At 61.5% G+C, this 16,785-nt stretch carries 16 protein-coding genes; 13 read left to right on the top strand and 3 right to left on the bottom strand.

Going from position 1 to position 16,785, the window contains the following annotated elements; genetic code table 11:
• The first annotated feature begins 9 nt into the window (after window positions 1-9).
• Window positions 10-1,527 (top strand): MDR family MFS transporter, encoded by a 1,518-nt coding sequence (locus tag AC1M7R_RS17510; RefSeq protein WP_092181827.1) that lies wholly within the window; start codon window positions 10-12, stop codon window positions 1,525-1,527.
• A 93-nt stretch (window positions 1,528-1,620) separates the two neighbouring features.
• On the opposite strand, the gene AC1M7R_RS17505 is transcribed toward AC1M7R_RS17510, so the two are convergent.
• Window positions 1,621-2,970 carry a spinster family MFS transporter gene (locus tag AC1M7R_RS17505; RefSeq protein ID WP_076405295.1) on the bottom strand — a complete coding sequence of 450 codons (1,350 nt, stop codon included), beginning with the start codon at window positions 2,968-2,970 and terminating at the stop codon, window positions 1,621-1,623.
• 357 nt (window positions 2,971-3,327) lie between these two features.
• Between AC1M7R_RS17505 and AC1M7R_RS17500 the strand changes: the two genes are divergently transcribed.
• Window positions 3,328-5,505 (top strand): hypothetical protein, encoded by a 2,178-nt coding sequence (locus AC1M7R_RS17500; protein ID WP_072387703.1) that lies wholly within the window; start codon window positions 3,328-3,330, stop codon window positions 5,503-5,505.
• Between the two features lie 285 nt (window positions 5,506-5,790).
• On the opposite strand, the gene AC1M7R_RS17495 is transcribed toward AC1M7R_RS17500, so the two are convergent.
• Window positions 5,791-6,096, bottom strand: coding sequence for a DUF2288 domain-containing protein (locus AC1M7R_RS17495; protein WP_072387705.1), 306 nt, complete (start codon window positions 6,094-6,096; stop codon window positions 5,791-5,793).
• 339 nt (window positions 6,097-6,435) lie between these two features.
• On the opposite strand from AC1M7R_RS17495, the gene AC1M7R_RS17490 reads away from it, so the two are divergent.
• The 9 genes from AC1M7R_RS17490 to AC1M7R_RS17450 all read left to right on the top strand — a co-directional run bounded on the left by AC1M7R_RS17490 (window position 6,436) and on the right by AC1M7R_RS17450 (window position 14,318).
• On the top strand, window positions 6,436-7,563 hold the full coding sequence (locus AC1M7R_RS17490; protein WP_072387707.1) for a branched-chain amino acid ABC transporter substrate-binding protein: 1,128 nt from the start codon (window positions 6,436-6,438) through the stop codon (window positions 7,561-7,563).
• 342 nt (window positions 7,564-7,905) lie between these two features.
• Entirely contained in the window at window positions 7,906-8,829 is a 924-nt protein-coding gene (gene livH / locus AC1M7R_RS17485; protein WP_053153077.1) for a high-affinity branched-chain amino acid ABC transporter permease LivH, read from the top strand.
• Window positions 8,826-10,091 (top strand): high-affinity branched-chain amino acid ABC transporter permease LivM, encoded by a 1,266-nt coding sequence (locus AC1M7R_RS17480; RefSeq protein ID WP_072387709.1) that lies wholly within the window; start codon window positions 8,826-8,828, stop codon window positions 10,089-10,091. The genes livH and AC1M7R_RS17480 overlap by 4 nt, the downstream gene beginning before the upstream one ends.
• Complete coding sequence (livG, locus tag AC1M7R_RS17475) at window positions 10,088-10,855, top strand: high-affinity branched-chain amino acid ABC transporter ATP-binding protein LivG (protein WP_072387712.1); 768 nt, start codon at window positions 10,088-10,090, stop codon at window positions 10,853-10,855. The genes AC1M7R_RS17480 and livG overlap by 4 nt, the downstream gene beginning before the upstream one ends.
• Window positions 10,856-11,557: an ABC transporter ATP-binding protein gene (locus tag AC1M7R_RS17470; protein ID WP_072387714.1), complete on the top strand. Its 702-nt coding sequence runs from the start codon at window positions 10,856-10,858 to the stop codon at window positions 11,555-11,557.
• Between the two features lie 330 nt (window positions 11,558-11,887).
• Complete coding sequence (locus AC1M7R_RS17465; protein ID WP_072387717.1) at window positions 11,888-12,193, top strand: BufA1 family periplasmic bufferin-type metallophore; 306 nt, start codon at window positions 11,888-11,890, stop codon at window positions 12,191-12,193.
• Between the two features lie 24 nt (window positions 12,194-12,217).
• Window positions 12,218-13,087, top strand: coding sequence for an MNIO family bufferin maturase (gene bufB / locus AC1M7R_RS17460; protein ID WP_123595411.1), 870 nt, complete (start codon window positions 12,218-12,220; stop codon window positions 13,085-13,087).
• Entirely contained in the window at window positions 13,084-13,842 is a 759-nt protein-coding gene (locus AC1M7R_RS17455) for an HvfC/BufC N-terminal domain-containing protein (RefSeq protein WP_490609773.1), read from the top strand. Before bufB ends, AC1M7R_RS17455 begins: the two co-directional genes overlap by 4 nt.
• Window positions 13,839-14,318, top strand: a complete 480-nt coding sequence (locus AC1M7R_RS17450) for a DoxX family protein (protein WP_072459603.1) — start codon at window positions 13,839-13,841, stop codon at window positions 14,316-14,318. The genes AC1M7R_RS17455 and AC1M7R_RS17450 overlap by 4 nt, the downstream gene beginning before the upstream one ends.
• Window positions 14,319-14,390: 72 nt before the next feature.
• Here the strand turns inward: AC1M7R_RS17450 and AC1M7R_RS17445 are convergent, their stop codons facing one another.
• Window positions 14,391-15,305, bottom strand: a complete 915-nt coding sequence (locus AC1M7R_RS17445) for a LysR family transcriptional regulator (RefSeq protein ID WP_072387727.1) — start codon at window positions 15,303-15,305, stop codon at window positions 14,391-14,393.
• Window positions 15,306-15,408: 103 nt separating this feature from the next.
• On the opposite strand from AC1M7R_RS17445, the gene AC1M7R_RS17440 reads away from it, so the two are divergent.
• Window positions 15,409-16,008 (top strand): short chain dehydrogenase, encoded by a 600-nt coding sequence (locus tag AC1M7R_RS17440; RefSeq protein WP_072387729.1) that lies wholly within the window; start codon window positions 15,409-15,411, stop codon window positions 16,006-16,008.
• Between the two features lie 76 nt (window positions 16,009-16,084).
• The gene (locus AC1M7R_RS17435; protein WP_072388718.1) at window positions 16,085-16,759 is read left to right on the top strand and encodes a hypothetical protein; all 675 of its coding nucleotides are present in this window, start codon (window positions 16,085-16,087) and stop codon (window positions 16,757-16,759) included.
• The last annotated feature ends 26 nt before the right edge of the window (window positions 16,760-16,785 follow it).

The following is a 16,785-nucleotide window of genomic DNA, read 5'->3' as shown; positions in this document are numbered from 1 at the left end:
GGTTCTACCGTGACTCAGCTCAACATGCCTCAAGCTCCCAAGCCCGCCATTCGCAGCGTACTGGTGGCGCTGATGCTGGCGATTTTCCTGGGCGCCCTGGACCAGACCATCGTCGCCGTCTCGATGCCGGCTATTTCCGCACAGTTCAAGGACCTCAGCCTGCTGGCCTGGGTGATCTCCGGCTACATGGTGGCCATGACCGTGGCGGTGCCGATCTACGGCAAGCTCGGCGACATTTATGGGCGGCGGCCACTGATGCTGTTCGGCATGGGCCTGTTCACCCTGGCCTCGCTGTTCTGCGGCCTGGCCCAAAGCATGGAACAGCTGGTGCTGGCGCGGATTGTCCAGGGCATCGGTGCCGGTGGGATGATTTCCGTGAGCCAGGCGATCATCGGCGACATCGTGCCGCCCCGGGAGCGGGGTCGCTACCAGGGCTATTTCAGCAGCATGTATGCGGTGGCCAGCGTGGCCGGGCCGGTGCTGGGCGGCTACATGACCGAATACCTGTCATGGCGCTGGGTGTTCTGGATCAACCTGCCCCTGGGCCTGGCGGCCTGGTGGGTGGCCCGGCGGACGCTGGTCGGGCTGCCGGTGCCGAAACGCATTCCCATCATCGATTACCTGGGCACCGTGCTGCTGGTCATCGGCCTGACCGCATTGCTGCTGGGCATTACTCAGATCGGCCAGGGCCACGCCTGGCACAGCCGCGATGTGCTGGGGCTGCTGGGATGCGCGGTGGTGGCCCTGGCGATGTTCGTCTGGCACGAAAACCGGGCGCGGGAACCCTTGCTGCCCATGCACCTGTTCCTCAACCGCAGCGCGGTGCTGTGCTGGTGCACGGTCTTTTTCACCAGCTTCCAGGCGATTTCCCTGACCGTGCTGGTACCGTTGCGCTTTCAGAGCGTCACCGGCGCGGGTGCCGACAGTGCGGCGTTGCACCTGTTGCCCTTGGCGATGGGACTGCCCATAGGCGCCTATTTCGCCGGGCGCCGGACTTCGGTCACGGGGCGCTACAAACCGATGATCCTCAGCGGTGCCCTGCTCTTTCCGTTCGCCATCCTCGGCATGGCGCTCACCCCGCCCGATGCGTTCTGGCTCAGCAGCCTGTTCATGCTGCTCAGCGGCATCGCCTCCGGCATGCAGTTCCCGACCTCATTGGTGGGTTCGCAGAACTCCGTGCAACAGGCGGACATCGGCGTGGCCACCAGCACCACCAACCTGTTCCGCTCCCTCGGCGCAGCGGTGGGCGTGGCGTTGATGTCGGCGCTGTTGCTGGCCTTGCTGAAGGATTCCAGCCTGGCCCAGCTCGCCAGCGCATCACCGATGGGCGAAGGACATTCCGGCAATGTCTTGCTGGACGGTCTGAACGCCGCCCCGGGCCAGGCGCAGCAGGCCCTGCGCCAGGGTTTGCAGGGGACGTTCAGGAATCTGCTGTTGATCAGCGCGGCGGTGTCGTTGCTCGGGCTGGCAGCGGCAGTGGCGATGCCCAACCGATTGCTGCGCGGCCGGGACGAGAAGGTTCGCTAGGCACCATCTCGTCGCCAAGCACAAACCTGTGGCGAGGAGATTTATCACCTCGCCACAGAATCCGGCTCATCATCGGAGCTGAGTCAGGTGCCATCAAGCCGTCGCCGGCACGACTTCCGGCGCCGCCTCGGCGCTCATGCCGTCCTTCATCCGCTTGGCATCGCGCACGAAGCAACGTGACGCCAGGAACAGGAACAGCATGGTCAGCAACAGGGCCACCGGTATCAGGTACATCGCGTCATGCAGGCCGATGGCCTTGAACGCTTCGGTCATCTGATCGACGCCCGCCGCCGCCATGGCCGTGCGCGCGAAATAGTCGGAAAGGCCGCCGACCACCACCGGGCCCAGGCCACCGCCCAACAGATACAAGCCGGCGAAATACAGTGCCATCGCCGTGGCCCTCAAGCGTGGCTCCACCACGTCCTGGATCGCGGTGTAGACACAGGTATAAAAGTTATAGGCAAACAACCAGCCCACGCTGAACACCGCCACGAACACGCCGATTTCGATACGTCCGGCGTGCAACGCCCACGCCGTGGTGATCGTGGAAATAGCCAGGCTGAATGCCCCGAACAGCAGGCGACCGTTGGGCACGCGCTGGTGAATCTTGTCGGCGACCCAGCCGCCCAGGGTCAGCCCGAACAAGCCGGTCACGCCCACCATGATCCCCGTGGCGACCGCCGCTTCGTGCAGCGGCATCAGGAAATACCGTTGCAACATGGGCACCAGGAAGGAATTGCAGGCATAGGTCGCGAAGTTGAAGCACAACCCCGCCAGCACCAGCCACAGGAAAGTCGGAATGGCCAATACCCGACGCACCGGCCGGTCGACTTTTTCCTGGGACACCTGCACGGTCTCCGCCGCACCGCGCTTGGGCTCCTTGATGAAGAACATGAACACCGCCAGCACCAATCCCGGTACCGCGGCGATAAAGAACGGGGCGCGCCAGCTGTCGAAGGCCTTGACCATCGCACCGATGGTGAAGAACGCCAGCAGCAGCCCGATCGGCAGGCCCAGCATGAAGATCCCCATGGCCCGCGCCCGGCGATGAGCCGGGAACAGGTCGCCAATCAGCGAATTGGCCGCCGGTGCATAACTGGCTTCGCCAATGCCCACCCCCATGCGCACCACCAGGAACGCCCAGAAACTGCCCACCAGGCCATTGACCGCCGTCAACCCGCTCCAGGCCGCCAGTCCCCAGCCCATCAGCCGGCTGCGCGAGCCGGTATCGGCCATGCGTCCCAAAGGCAGGCCGGCCAGGGCATAGACGATGGTGAACGCCGTGCCGATGATGCCGATCTGGAAGTCGCTGAGGCTCCATTCCATGCGGATCGGTTCGATGATGATGGCGGGAATGGTGCGGTCGAAGAAATTGAACAGGTTGGCCAGGAACAACAGGAACAGAATGCGCCAGGCATTCGCCGCTTGGGTCGAGTTCTGCATGGGTCCGTCTCTTTATTGTTATGGGGCGACGGCGAGGCATCCGGGCCCTGAATCTGCAATCTAGATAGCGCAGCGCGGGCTGTCTCCAATCATTCGCCCCGCTGATACCGGGCCATGGGTGCGGCGGGTTTATTGACGGCAATCAAGTGACTGTGACAATTGCCATCATTTTGCCCAATCCTGATTAAAGAACATCCCTCGCTGGCCGATCCAACATGAATAGATTTACCCGAGCGCTGTCAGGCTGCTGTCCTGAACGCTTGGGCCGACCTTCGCGCCAACCAGGGCGCGAGCTCCCATCAGCGATGGTTCGATGACAACGATTGTCGAGCCGAACAGCTCAGGCATACGCGCACCATGACCTCAAAAAAAACCTCCACTGCGTTATCCGATCTGACCCTGAGCCCGGCCGCCAACGGCCCTGAAACCTCAAAGTCGCCGGGGGGCCTGCGTTCCCTGTCGACCCAGCAGTATCTGTATTTCACCGAAACCAACACCGACCGTATCCTCGACAACCTCGACGGCCTGCGTGACACGGTCTTCCCGCGCCCCCCGCACCTGGTGGACGAGGAAAGCGAACGCGGCCAGCAGGAATTCCCGTCGGTGTGCCTGATCGGTCTCGGGCGCTGCGGTTCCAACATTGCCCTGGACGTGGCGGAGCTGGTGTACAACGCCCGCAAGTTCTACCTCAACGAATTCAACGCCGAAGACAAGGCCTACAGCGACAAGGGCTATCGTCCCGCGCAGTGGATCCGCAACAACCTGCGCCTGGGCACCGGCAAGGCGACCAAACCGGTATTCCTGGTGGAGCCCCTGGTGATGCTCGGCGACCTGGACAAGGACATCGCCGGGCGCATCCGCTTTTCGCGCAAGGGTGAAAAAAGCGGCTTCCTGCGCGACTACAGCAAGATGAAGATCATGGACCTGTCGGAAGTCCATGCCGGTGGCGCCGGTAACGCGCCGATCCTGGGCCAGTACCTGGCCAAGATCATCCTGAACAAGGACACCCAGCGTTTCTCCAGCCCCGACTGGAAAATGATCCACTCGTACCTGATCGACAGCTGCGGCATCAAGGCCAACCAGTCGCGCCTGTATTTCTCGATCTTCAGTGCCGGCGGCGGTACAGGTTCGGGCATGGCCTCGGAGTTCGGCCTGGCCCAGCAGTATTCGTACATGAACAAGACGTTCGACACCAAGCCCATGGACGAGCACGACAGCAAGAGCGGTCATTCCTTCGTCTTCGAGCCGATCTTCACCAGCGGCATTTGCGTACTGCCGAATATTTCCGATCACCGCAGCGAAATGTCCGAAGCGTTGCACATCAACGCCGGACGCCTGCTGTGCAAATACCTCTCGGAAGAATGGGATTTCTCGTACAACTTCGCCAATGAAGACAGCAGCGAAGCCAGTGTCATGGGCCGCATCCGCCCCTGGAACGCCATGATGCTGATCTCCAACGACATCATGCGCTACGCCGAAGAGAGCGATGACGGCAACATCCAGAACATCGATGTCAATGCCATGGAGAAGCACGCCAACCAGTACATCTCCCAGCAGATCTTCAACATTCTGACGGCCCAGGCCGTGACCACCGACTACGACCAGAACTATTTCCGGCGCGCCGGCATCGACATCGGCGAAACCATCCGCCTGGATGCCAACGACCTGTTCATGAGCCTGGCCGGCCCGGTGGCGATCGCCTACGCCGAGTCCGTCGTCCCGGAAACCCCGGCGCCCAGCAACGACAAGTTCAAGGTGTTCGACAAGGAACCGCCACGCCTGAACATCGATGACCTGTTCTTCCGCTCCATCGACCTGCCGCACTTCAACAAGGTGACCCAGGCCATCGAGGGCATCAGCCTGTTGCCGATCGAATCCAAGCGCTACCGGGCCTCGCTGGAGCAGTACAAGAACTCCGGCTACGATGCCGCGGCCCTGCACGACCTGCATTTCTTCAAGAACTGCTCGTCGGTGGTGTCCATCGTCTCGCTGCCCAAGGACTACAAGCTGTCCTATATGGACCTGAACCGGCTCAAGACCCACCTCAACAGCCTGTTCCCCAACACCACCCTCAAGCGCTACGCCCTGGTGATCGGCGCGTCGGCCAACCTGTCGCTGACCACCCTGATCGCCAAGAGCCCATGCCTGTCGGACGATTTCCTGACGCTGATCGTGGCCTTCATCAAGCGCTGCTTCGCCCGCAACCCGTATCGCTTCGACGACACCTTGGACAACTCGATCCTGGACTTCATCATCAACGAAGACTTCGACGAGGAACGGATCGACGACCTGCTCAACGAATTCGAGAACCCGGCGAAGATCCTCGACACCAACTGGTATGCGATCAAGCCGATGTACGAAAAGAAATACCGCGAGCTGATCAGCGACAAGGAGAAGTTCGTGTCGATCAACGATATCCGCCTGTCCCGTGATTGCGTGAAGAAGGCCATCAAGTACCTGCGCGAGATCTACCGTCACCGCATCGGCAAGACCAAGGTCATTTCCTTGAACAACCACACCGGCAGGACTTACTGAGGCCAGGTACGCAGACCGCGTCGCCTCGACCGCGAGCTGGCTCGCTTCACAAGGCCCTGTGAACAAGGCCCACTGTGGGAGCGAGCTTGCTCGCGATAGCGGCTTTGACTCCATCACCGGCACAACATCCAGAAACAATTGAGCAGCCCAAAGGCTGCTCGATGAACTGTTCCCGTTACGTATACGTCAGCCTGTCCTGTGGCGTTTCGCCACGGCAGGCTGCTGTCACGCTACTCAGCTACACACTTTTTCCAGGTCATGGATTGACCTGGTTTGGTGCACCGATCAATTCGACGCCCTTTCCTGGATCATGATCCAGGGAGAAACCACCACCGCCCAGAGCAGCGGATCGCGCTCCACGAAATCCAGCGCCCGCGTTTCAGAGAGCTTGGCGACGTGCCCGGCGGCCAGCCAGGCGGCGACTTTGTCCCCTTCGTCCTGGGCCACGGCCTCGGCGGCGGCGATCAAATCCAGTGCCGGGTCGACCCACAATAGGGCACCCTTGGCGAAGAACGGTTCCAGCTCCTTCCAGGTGATGGATGCAGTTTCCCCGAGCAGCTTGGCATAGAGGGTGCTAGGTTCTTGATTCATGGGCACTGTCCGGAAAAGAAATCGGCGCGAATGATAACGTCGGTGGTCTGGCAGAAAAACCCGGTTGCAATTGGAGTGACGATTGAAAAGCGCAGCATGGCCAGGGATTGCCGATCAGACCGGACAACACCCGCCGCTATTCTGTCTTTTTCTTTCAATAAAGCGACAACCCCTGATTTTGTCCCCGAGTGCCAGCTTCCCTTGCCAACAAGGGGCGCTCTACACTGTACCGGTACAGTTGCCGGGGGCATTTTCCGTGGGGATATCCAGCATATCTGACCCGGTTCTGCCGCTGCGGCGCCAGGACTATAAAAACTACAACAGCATGAGTGGAGCACTATGACTAAGGCTACTAAGCAGATTTCCAAACTGTTTGCCGCTATGGTTCTGGCCGGGGTTGCCAGCCATTCGTTCGCCGCCGACACCATCACGATCGGCATCGCCGGTCCGAAGACCGGTCCGGTCACCCAGTACGGCGACATGCAATTCGTTGGCGCGAAACAAGCCGTCAAGGACATCAACGCCAAGGGCGGCGTCGATGGCAAGATGCTCGAAGTCAAGGAATACGACGACGCCTGCGACCCTAAACAGGCCGTCGCCGTGGCGAACAAAGTGGTCAACGATGGCGTCAAGTTCGTCGTCGGCCACCTGTGCTCCAGCTCCACCCAGCCAGCTTCGGACATCTACGAAGACGAAGGCGTGATCATGATCACCCCGGCCGCCACCAGCCCGGACATCACCGCCCGTGGCTACAAGATGATCTTCCGCACCATCGGCCTGGACAGCGCCCAGGGCCCTGCCGCCGGCAACTACATCGCCGACCACGTCAAGCCGAAAGTCGTGGCTGTCCTGCACGACAAGCAGCAGTACGGTGAAGGTATCGCCAGCGCCGTGAAGAAAACCCTCGAAGCCAAAGGCGTGAAAGTGGCTGTGTTCGAAGGCCTGAACGCCGGTGACAAGGACTTCTCCTCGATCATCCAGCGCCTCAAGCAGAACAATGTCGACTTCGTCTACTACGGTGGCTACCACCCTGAACTGGGCCTGATCCTGCGTCAGTCCAAGGAAAAGGGCCTGAAAGCCAAGTTCATGGGGCCTGAAGGCGTCGGCAACGACTCCATCTCCCAGATCGCCCAGGACGCTTCCGAAGGCCTGCTGGTGACCCTGCCGAAGTCCTTCGATGCCGACCCGGCGAACAAGGCCGTCGTCGATGCCATCAAGGCCGACGGCAAGGATCCAAGCGGTCCGTTCGTGTTCCCGGCCTACTCCGCGGTCCAACTGATCGCCGAAGGCATCAAGGCCGCCAAGAGCGACGACACCGCCAAGGTTGCCGAAACCATCCACAAGGGCACCTTCAAGACGCCGACCGGCGACCTGTCGTTCGACGAGAAGGGCGACCTGAAGGACTTCAAGTTCGTGGTCTACGAATGGCACTTCAACAAGCCGAAGACTGAAGTCTCCCCTCAGTAAGCCAGGCCTGGTGTCCTGGCTCACAAATACGTTCTTTTTTGACGAGTGGCTGTAGTCGTCAGGCAACGCAGCATGACGACTACAGACGCCGCCATAAGGAACCGTACTCGTGATACAGGACACTCATGGTCAACAAGCCCACTGTGCAAGCAGTGGGCTTTGTTTTACGAGGTTTATGGGCCAGGCACCCGCGATCCGGGCGCTGGTTCACCTGAAAATCTTAAAACCGTCACCAGCGGTTCGCTGGCAAACGCTCGGAGCAAATGTGATCAGAGAACACAGCACCGGGCCGGAACATGACTCCACCAGTGAAATGCGTATCGGGTTTTTAGGAGCGCTGTAATGCCTGAGATCTATCATTTTTTCCAACAGCTGGTTAATGGCCTGACCATTGGCAGCACCTATGCCTTGATAGCCATTGGCTACACAATGGTTTACGGCATCATTGGAATGATTAACTTCGCCCATGGCGAGGTCTACATGATCGGTTCCTACGTGGCCTTCATCGCCCTTGCCGGGCTGGCCATGATGGGCATCGACTCACTGCCGCTGTTGATGACCGCCGCGTTCGTGGCGTCGATCATCGTAACCAGTGCCTATGGCTACAGTATCGAACGCGTTGCCTATCGTCCCTTGCGAAGCAGCAACCGGTTGATCCCGCTGATTTCCGCCATCGGCATGTCGATATTCCTGCAGAACACCGTATTGCTGTCCCAGGACTCCAAGGACAAGTCGATTCCCAACCTGATCCCGGGGAGCTTCTCCTTCGGCCCGGGCGGCGCCGAAGAAGTGCTGGTGTCCTACATGCAGATCCTGGTGTTCGTCGTGACCCTGGTCGCCATGCTCGGGCTGACCCTGTTCATCTCCCGTTCCCGCCTTGGCCGCGCCTGTCGCGCCTGCGCCGAGGACATCAAGATGGCCAACCTGCTGGGCATCAACACCAACAACATCATCGCCCTCACCTTCGTCATCGGGGCCGCACTGGCGGCTGTCGCCGCTGTACTGCTGAGCATGCAGTACGGGGTGATCAACCCGAACGCCGGTTTCCTGGTGGGCCTCAAGGCCTTCACCGCGGCGGTACTGGGTGGCATCGGCAGCATCCCGGGCGCGATGCTCGGCGGGCTGGTGCTCGGGGTGGCCGAAGCGTTCGGCGCCGATATCTTTGGTGACCAGTACAAGGACGTCGTGGCGTTCGGTCTCCTGGTCCTGGTCCTGTTGTTCCGGCCGACCGGCATCCTGGGCCGTCCGGAGGTTGAGAAAGTATGAACAAATATCTTAAACAGGCGCTGTTCAGCGCCGCGCTGGTCTGGGCCGTGGCCTTCCCCGTGCTGGGCCTCAAGCTGAGCATCGTCGGGGTCAACCTCGAAGTGCACGGCACCGGTCCCCTGACACTGAGCGTGATTGCCCTGTGCTCGGTACTGATGTTCCTGCGGGTGCTGTTCAGCCAACAGGTCGGCACGCTGCTGCGTTCCAACCGCGGACCGCTGGTTTCACCCAAGGTCAGCCAGTTCCTGACACTGCCACGCACCCAGCGCCAGATCATCATCGGCCTGATCGTGGTTGCCCTGGTCTGGCCGTTCTTCGGCTCCCGGGGCGCGGTGGATATCGCCACGCTGATCCTGATCTATGTCCTGCTGGGACTGGGCCTGAACATCGTGGTCGGTCTGGCCGGGCTGCTGGACCTGGGCTACGTGGGTTTCTACGCGGTCGGTGCCTACAGCTACGCGCTGCTGTCCCATTATTTGGGCCTGAGCTTCTGGATCTGCCTGCCGATCGCCGGCTTGATGGCGGCCACCTTCGGCTTCCTGCTGGGCTTCCCGGTGCTGCGGCTGCGGGGCGACTACCTGGCCATCGTGACCCTGGGCTTCGGCGAGATCATCCGCTTGTTCCTGCGTAACCTCACCGACCTCACCGGCGGCCCCAACGGCATCAGCAACATTCCCAAGCCGACGTTCTTCGGCCTGAGCTTCGACCGCACCGCGGCCGAGGGCATGCAGACCTTCCACCAGTTCTTCGGGCTGACCTACAACCCGGTGAGCAAGGTGGTGTTCCTCTACCTGGTCGCACTGCTGCTGGCCCTGGCCGCGCTGTTCGTCATCAACCGCCTGCTGCGCATGCCCATCGGCCGTGCGTGGGAAGCATTGCGCGAAGATGAAATCGCCTGCCGGGCCCTGGGCCTCAATCCGACCGTGATCAAGCTCTCGGCCTTTACCCTCGGTGCCGCGTTCGCCGGTTTCGCCGGCAGCTTCTTCGCTGCCCGCCAGGGCCTGGTGACGCCGGAATCCTTCACCTTCATCGAGTCGGCGATCATCCTCGCCATCGTCGTGCTGGGCGGGATGGGCTCGCAACTGGGTGTGATCCTGGCCGCGATCGTGATGATCCTGCTGCCTGAAATGATGCGTGAATTCAGTGAATACCGCATGTTGATGTTCGGCGCCTTGATGGTGCTGATGATGATCTGGCGTCCTCAAGGTCTGCTGCCTATGCAACGCCCCGAACTCAAACTAAGAGCGGAGCCGCACAAATGAGCCGCGAGATCCTCAAGGTCGAAAATCTGAGCATGCGCTTCGGCGGCTTGCTGGCGGTCAATGGCGTGGCCCTGACCGTCAAGGAAAAACAGGTCGTGGCGCTGATCGGGCCGAACGGCGCGGGCAAGACCACCGTGTTCAACTGCCTGACCGGTTTCTACCAGCCCACCGGCGGCACCATCCTGCTGGACGGCCAGCCGATCCAGGGCCTGCCGGGGCACAAGATCGCCCTCAAGGGCGTGGTACGCACCTTCCAGAACGTACGGCTGTTCAAGGACATGACTGCGATCGAGAACCTGCTGATCGCCCAGCACCGTCACCTGAACACCAACTTCTTTGCCGGCCTGTTCAAGACCCCGTCCTTCCGCAGGAGCGAACGCGAGGCGATGGAGTACGCCGAATACTGGCTGGAGAAAGTCAACCTCAAGGAGTTCGCCAACCGGACCGCCGGGACCCTGGCCTATGGTCAGCAGCGGCGCCTGGAGATCGCCCGGTGCATGATGACCCGTCCGCGGATCCTCATGCTCGACGAGCCGGCCGCCGGCCTGAACCCCAAGGAAACCGAAGATCTCAAGGCCCTCATCGGAGTGCTGCGCGAAGAGCACAACGTCACCGTGCTGCTGATCGAGCACGACATGAAACTGGTCATGAGCATCTCCGACCACATCGTGGTGATCAACCAGGGTACGCCCCTGGCCGATGGCACCCCGGAACAGATCCGCGACAATCCTGAAGTGATCAAAGCCTACCTGGGGGAAGCGTAAATGCTGCAGTTCGAAAACGTTTCCACCTTCTACGGCAAGATCCAGGCCCTGCACAGCGTCAACGTGGAAGTCCGCCAGGGCGAGATCGTGACGCTGATCGGCGCCAACGGTGCCGGCAAATCCACCCTGCTGATGACGCTCTGCGGTTCGCCCCGGGCCCACAGCGGCAGCATCCGCTACATGGGTGAGGAGCTGGTGGGCATGGACTCGTCGCACATCATGCGCAAGAGCATTGCCGTGGTGCCGGAAGGCCGTCGGGTGTTTGCCCGGCTGACCGTGGAAGAAAACCTCGCCATGGGTGGATTCTTCACCGACAAGGGCGACTATCAGGAACAGATGGACAAGGTGCTGCACCTTTTCCCACGCCTGAAAGAGCGCTTTACCCAGCGCGGCGGCACCATGTCCGGTGGTGAACAGCAGATGCTCGCCATTGGCCGTGCGCTGATGAGCAAGCCCAAGCTGCTGCTGCTCGACGAGCCCTCCCTGGGCCTGGCACCGATCATCATCCAGCAGATCTTCGACATCATCGAGCAGCTGCGCAAGGATGGCGTGACGGTGTTCCTGGTGGAGCAGAACGCCAACCAGGCGCTGAAGATCGCCGACCGTGCCTATGTGCTGGAAAACGGCCGGGTGGTGATGCAAGGCACCGGTGAAGCACTGCTGACCGACCCGAAAGTGCGCGAGGCGTATCTGGGGGGTTGAGTCTGTCGCAGAAAAAGAAACGGCCTTCGGGCCGTTTTTTTTGCCTGGCTTTTCCAGTGAATGCAATGGCAGGCAGCAATACATCTGTGGCGAGGGGATTTATCCCCGTTGGGCTGCGAGCAGCCCTCGCGATGCCGCATCAATCAGCCTGACACACCGCAGAGCTGTTTTTCGGGGCTGCTTGGCAGCCCAACGGGGATCCTCCACATCGGATTTCCCAGGTGGGCAAAAAATAATGGGGGCCCGCTGTAACGCTTTGCCACCGTCCTTCTCTAGTTCAGCAGACCGGCGCTAACGCCGGTTCATTTCCCTGAAGACTGGAGAATCATCATGACTGCTTCGACCCGCACCCTGTCCGCCACTGCCCTGGTCCTGGCCCTGGGTTCCGCCCTGAGCATGACAGCCGTCTCGACCGTTCACGCAGCCGACGACACCATGGAAAAATGCTTCGGCGTTGCCCTCAAGGGCAAGAATGACTGCGCCGCCGGCGCCGGCACCACCTGCGCCGGTACCGCAAAAATGGACTATCAGGCCAACGCCTGGAAATCGGTGCCTAAAGGCACGTGCACCACCATGGAAAGCAAAACCTCACCCACCGGTTTCGGCCAGCTCGAAGCGTTCAAAGCCAAGTCCTGATCGCATCGCCTGAGGCCCGCCACCATGTTGAACACCCCATCCCTCGCCACTGATCGTCGACTGCCGCCAAGGGCGGGGCTGGGGCTCAAGAGCGAGCATTTTCATGAAGTGCTGCAGACCCGACCGGATCTGGGTTTTTTCGAAGTGCACGCGGAAAACTACATGGTGGCCGGCGGGCCGCTTCATCACTTCCTGGGGCTGATACGCGAACGGTATCCGCTGTCGTTGCATGGCGTCGGCCTGTCGATCGGTGGGGAGGGTCCGCTGGATGTCACGCATGTGCAGCGCCTGGCCGCCTTGATCGAACGCTATCAACCCCAGTCCTTTTCCGAACACCTGGCCTGGTCCAGCCACGGCCCGGTGTTCCTCAATGACTTGCTCCCCCTGGCCTATGACGAAGCAACCCTCGAACGGGTCTGCGAACACATCGACCAGGTGCAGACCAGCCTCAAGCGCACGCTGTTACTGGAAAACCCGGCCACCTACCTGGGCTTTGAAACCTCGACCTTCGACGAGCCACAGTTCATGAGCGAAGTGATCCGCCGCACCGGCTGCGGCCTGCTGCTGGACGTGAACAACGTCTACATTTCGTGCATCAACCATGGCCGCGATCCACTGGCCTACCTCGACGCCCTGCCCCTGCAGATGACTGGCGAAATCCACCTGGCCGGCTTCGCCGAGGATACCGACAGCCTCGGCGAGCGCCTGCTGATAGATGATCACGGCGCGCCGATCGATCATGCAGTCTGGCAGCTGTACCTCAAGGCGCTGGAGCGGACCGGGCCGGTCGCCACCTTGATCGAGCGCGACAACCACGTCCCGGCATGGGAGGTGCTGCTGGCCGAAGCACGCCAGGCCGATCATCTGTTGAGCGCCGCTGGAGCCCGGCCATGAGCAATCAGCACGCATTTGCCGCCGCCCTGCTCGACCCGCGCAAGGCATGTCCGCCCGGCCTGATCAGCGCCAATGGGGCAGCCCCGGAAAGCCGTTTCGCGGTGTACCGCAACAACGTGCTCAGCTCATTGATCAATGCCCTGGCCGACAACTACCCGGTGGTGGTGCAACTGGTGGGCGAGGAATTCTTCCGAGCCATGGCCGGGGTCTATGTCCAATCCACGCCGCAGCGCAGCCCGGTGATGAACGACTACGGCGGCGACTTTGCCGAGTTCATCGAACACTTCGAACCCGCCGCCAGCGTGCCTTACCTGGCGGACGTCGCTCGGCTGGAGCGACTGCATGTGCAAGCCTGGCATGCCGCCGACGCCGAGCCCATGGCGCAAGAACGAATCGTGGCGGCGCTGTCGTCCCCCATGCTGGCAGGGGATTTGAAGATCGGGCTTCACCCGTCACTTCGGCTATTGCAATCCCCCTATGCCGTGGTGACGATCTGGGCCGCCCACCAACACCAGGCGCCCGTACCGTTCGAAACGCTTCCCGCGCAAAACGCCTTGGTGCTGCGCAATGGCCTGGACGTGGAGGTGTTTGCGATCAGTCGCGCGGCCCATGGGTTCATCGCAGCCCTGCAACAAAGGTTCTCCCTGACTGCGGCCATTGAGGCCTCGATCGACCTTGACCTGGAACACACCCTGGCGGGGCTCATCCGCCACCAGGCCATCACCCATCTCCTAGCCGAACAGGTACTCCCATGAACACCCTGATTTGCGGATTCATTCAATGGCTGGAGAAAATTCCCCACAGCCTGATCGCCTTCATCGGGCGCTTTTGCATTGCCGCAGTGTTCTGGAAGTCCGGCCAGACCAAAATCGAAGGACTGGCCATCGACCTGGTCGACGGCACCTTCCAGATCGGCCTGCCGCGCCTGGCGGACTCGACCATCCCCCTGTTCAAAAGCGAATACGCCCTGCCGCTGCTGTCGCCGGAACTGGCCGCGCACCTGGCGGCCTTTGCCGAGCATGTCTTGGCAGTGCTGATCCTGCTTGGCCTGGCGACGCGCTTCTCGGCACTGGCCCTGCTCGGCATGACCGTGACCATCCAGGTGTTCGTCTACCCGGACGCCTACCCGACCCATGGCACCTGGGCAGCGGTGTTGCTGTACCTGATGGCCCGTGGACCGGGAATGTTGTCGATCGATCACCTGATCGCCAAGCGCTACGCCCACGGCTGAACACAGATTCCCTCACAGGGATCTGGACAGTCGAAACATCCAAGCCACCCCAGGGATTGTCCAGTGGATGGACTATCGTTGGAGCCGATCCAACGCCTCGCCACTGCGCTTGAACCAATCGATCAGATAGTCGGCCAGCACCTGGGTGCGCCTGGGCAGGCCGCCCTGGTACGGATGGACCAGGTACATCGGCATGCGCCGGGTCTGGTAATCGTGCAGCAAATTGCGCAGGCGTCCGTCGGCCAATTCTTCATGCAGCAGGTAGGACGGCAGCCGGGCAATTCCGGCACCGGCCAAGGCCGCTTTTTTCAACAGGCTGTAGTGATTGCTGGCGAACGGCCCGGAGACTCGCACCCGCAGCAGCTCATGCCGTTGGTGGTACAGCCATTCCTCGCGGCCGCTGTAATGGCTGTTGAGCAGGCAACGGTGTTCGGCCAGGGCCTGAGGCGTGTCGGGCTCCCCATGACGCTCCAGGTAGGCCGGGCTGGCACAGGTCATTTCGTGCCAGGCCAACAGCGGCCGCGCCACCAGGCGCTCATCGATGGCGGCATCGGAACGGATCGCCAGGTCGAAACCATCCCGGGACAGGTCGCGGTAGCCGTTGTTGAGCTCCAGTTCGATCTGCACGTCCGGATAGGTGCGGGCAAATTCCGTCAACAGCCCATCAAAGAAGGTTTCACCCAGGGAAACCGGAACCGTCATGCGCACCGGACCGCAAATGTCATCCTTCAACCGGGCCAATGCCTGACGCGCACGCTCCACTTGCACCAGCAATGCCTGGGCCTGGGGCAGCAACGCCGTCCCCGCCGCCGTAAGGCTCAGGCGTCGCGTGGTGCGCTGCAACAGCACCACTGAAAAACGGCTTTCCAACAGACTGATGCGCTTGGACAACTGGCCCTTGCTGCACCCCAACTGCTGGGCGGCCAGGGTAAAGCTGCCCGCCTCGATCAACACGGCGAACGCCGCCAGGTCATCCATTTCGCTCATTGGATTGTTTCCAAATGAAAACCAAAGGTTGCCTATTAGCATGATTATCAGCGTAAAGAACCCCTCTAGACTCAAAACTCGTTCAATCCAATGAGGAATCTCCATGAAAATCCTGTTGATCGGCGCCAACGGCACCATTGGCTCGGCCATCGATAACGAACTGTCGCCGCGCCACGAAATCGTCCGCATCGGCCGCCACAGCGGTGACCTGCAAGTGGACATCAGCGACAGCGCCTCCATCCGTGCCCTGTTCGAAAAGACCGGACGCTTCGATGCACTGGTCTGCGCGGCGGGCAATGTCACCTTCGCCCCCTTGGGCGACATGACGGAGGAAAGCTTTGCCCTCGGCCTGAAAGACAAGCTGATGGGCCAGGTCAACCTGCTGCTGATCGGCCGTGAATATGCCAACGACGGAGCCTCGTTCACCTTCACCACCGGCGTGCTCAGCCATGACCCGATCAAGAGCGGCGCATCGGCGGCCCTGGTCAACGGCGCCCTGGACAGCTTCGTGCGTGCCGCGGCGATCGAGTTGCCTCGGGGGCTGCGGGTCAACTCGGTCAGCCCGAACGTGCTGGTGGAAGCCATGGACAAGTACGCACCCTACTTCCGGGGCTACAAGCCGGTGCCGGCCGCCGACGTCGCCCTGGCCTACGCCAAGAGCGTCGAAGGCCTGCAGACCGGCCAGACCTTTCACGTAGGTTGAGCCAGGGAAAGCACCTACGGGTTGTGGTGAAGGACCAGTCTGAGTAACGTGGCGACACTTGTCTGGAGACCCAATGATGCGTGCCGCCCGTTCCCTGTTGCTTGTCGCCCTCCTCCCCCTCTTCGCCGCCTGTCAATTGCTCGAAGCGCCACGCCAGAGCGCGTCCCATGCGGGCCAGACTCGCATGCAGGGCGAGCTCACGGCGGCCGATGGCAAGCTGCTGTTCCAGCCCTGCCAGGACCAGCGCCGCTTCATCGTCAACGACAGCGGCAGCACCAGTGTGCTGCAGCAGGCCGCCGTCCTGGCCGGAGACCAGGGCAAGCTGTTCGCCGATGTGCGTGGGCGTATCGTCTCCAGTGCCGCGGCCGGCACCGACAGCCAGCTGGACCTCCAGCAGCTGTATCGCCTGGAACGCTCGGGCACATCCTGCGACGACGCCGACTTCAAGCGAATGACCCTGCGCGCCACAGGACACGGCCCTGAATGGTCGCTCCAGGCCGGAGGCAAGGGCCTGGTGCTGGAGCGCGAAGGCCAGCCGACACTGGCAGTGCCTTACGTCGAAGAACAAGTGGGCGACGGCCGCTTCAACCTTGGCACCGAGGCTAATGGCCAGAAAGTCGAACTCTGGGTCACCCCCTCCCGCTGTGTCGACAGCAGCACCGGCAGCGTGCAGCACATGAGCGCCGAATTGCGGGTCAACGGCCAGGTCCAGCGCGGCTGTGCCTATTTCGGTGGGGCACGCGACGACTGAATGGACGGGCAGCTTGTTTTAAGCTC

It is taken from the genome of Pseudomonas sp. MS01C9 (assembly GCF_058202755.1).
This window is presented reverse-complemented; position numbering and strand designations above follow the sequence as displayed.

Bases quoted from the DNA above. Each gene is read 5' to 3' on its own strand.
- AC1M7R_RS17505 (WP_076405295.1), bottom strand. From the start codon at position 2,970: ATGCAGAACTCGACCCAAGCGGCGAATGCCTGGCGCATTCTGTTCCTG.
- livG (WP_072387712.1), top strand. From the start codon at position 10,088: ATGAGCCGCGAGATCCTCAAGGTCGAAAATCTGAGCATGCGCTTCGGC.
- bufB (WP_123595411.1), top strand. From the start codon at position 12,218: ATGTTGAACACCCCATCCCTCGCCACTGATCGTCGACTGCCGCCAAGG.
- AC1M7R_RS17465 (WP_072387717.1), top strand. From the start codon at position 11,888: ATGACTGCTTCGACCCGCACCCTGTCCGCCACTGCCCTGGTCCTGGCC.
- AC1M7R_RS17440 (WP_072387729.1), top strand. From the start codon at position 15,409: ATGAAAATCCTGTTGATCGGCGCCAACGGCACCATTGGCTCGGCCATC.
- AC1M7R_RS17480 (WP_072387709.1), top strand. From the start codon at position 8,826: ATGAACAAATATCTTAAACAGGCGCTGTTCAGCGCCGCGCTGGTCTGG.
- AC1M7R_RS17470 (WP_072387714.1), top strand. From the start codon at position 10,856: ATGCTGCAGTTCGAAAACGTTTCCACCTTCTACGGCAAGATCCAGGCC.
- AC1M7R_RS17450 (WP_072459603.1), top strand. From the start codon at position 13,839: ATGAACACCCTGATTTGCGGATTCATTCAATGGCTGGAGAAAATTCCC.
- AC1M7R_RS17490 (WP_072387707.1), top strand. From the start codon at position 6,436: ATGACTAAGGCTACTAAGCAGATTTCCAAACTGTTTGCCGCTATGGTT.
- AC1M7R_RS17445 (WP_072387727.1), bottom strand. From the start codon at position 15,305: ATGAGCGAAATGGATGACCTGGCGGCGTTCGCCGTGTTGATCGAGGCG.
- AC1M7R_RS17495 (WP_072387705.1), bottom strand. From the start codon at position 6,096: ATGAATCAAGAACCTAGCACCCTCTATGCCAAGCTGCTCGGGGAAACT.
- AC1M7R_RS17435 (WP_072388718.1), top strand. From the start codon at position 16,085: ATGCGTGCCGCCCGTTCCCTGTTGCTTGTCGCCCTCCTCCCCCTCTTC.
- AC1M7R_RS17500 (WP_072387703.1), top strand. From the start codon at position 3,328: ATGACCTCAAAAAAAACCTCCACTGCGTTATCCGATCTGACCCTGAGC.
- AC1M7R_RS17455 (WP_490609773.1), top strand. From the start codon at position 13,084: ATGAGCAATCAGCACGCATTTGCCGCCGCCCTGCTCGACCCGCGCAAG.
- livH (WP_053153077.1), top strand. From the start codon at position 7,906: ATGCCTGAGATCTATCATTTTTTCCAACAGCTGGTTAATGGCCTGACC.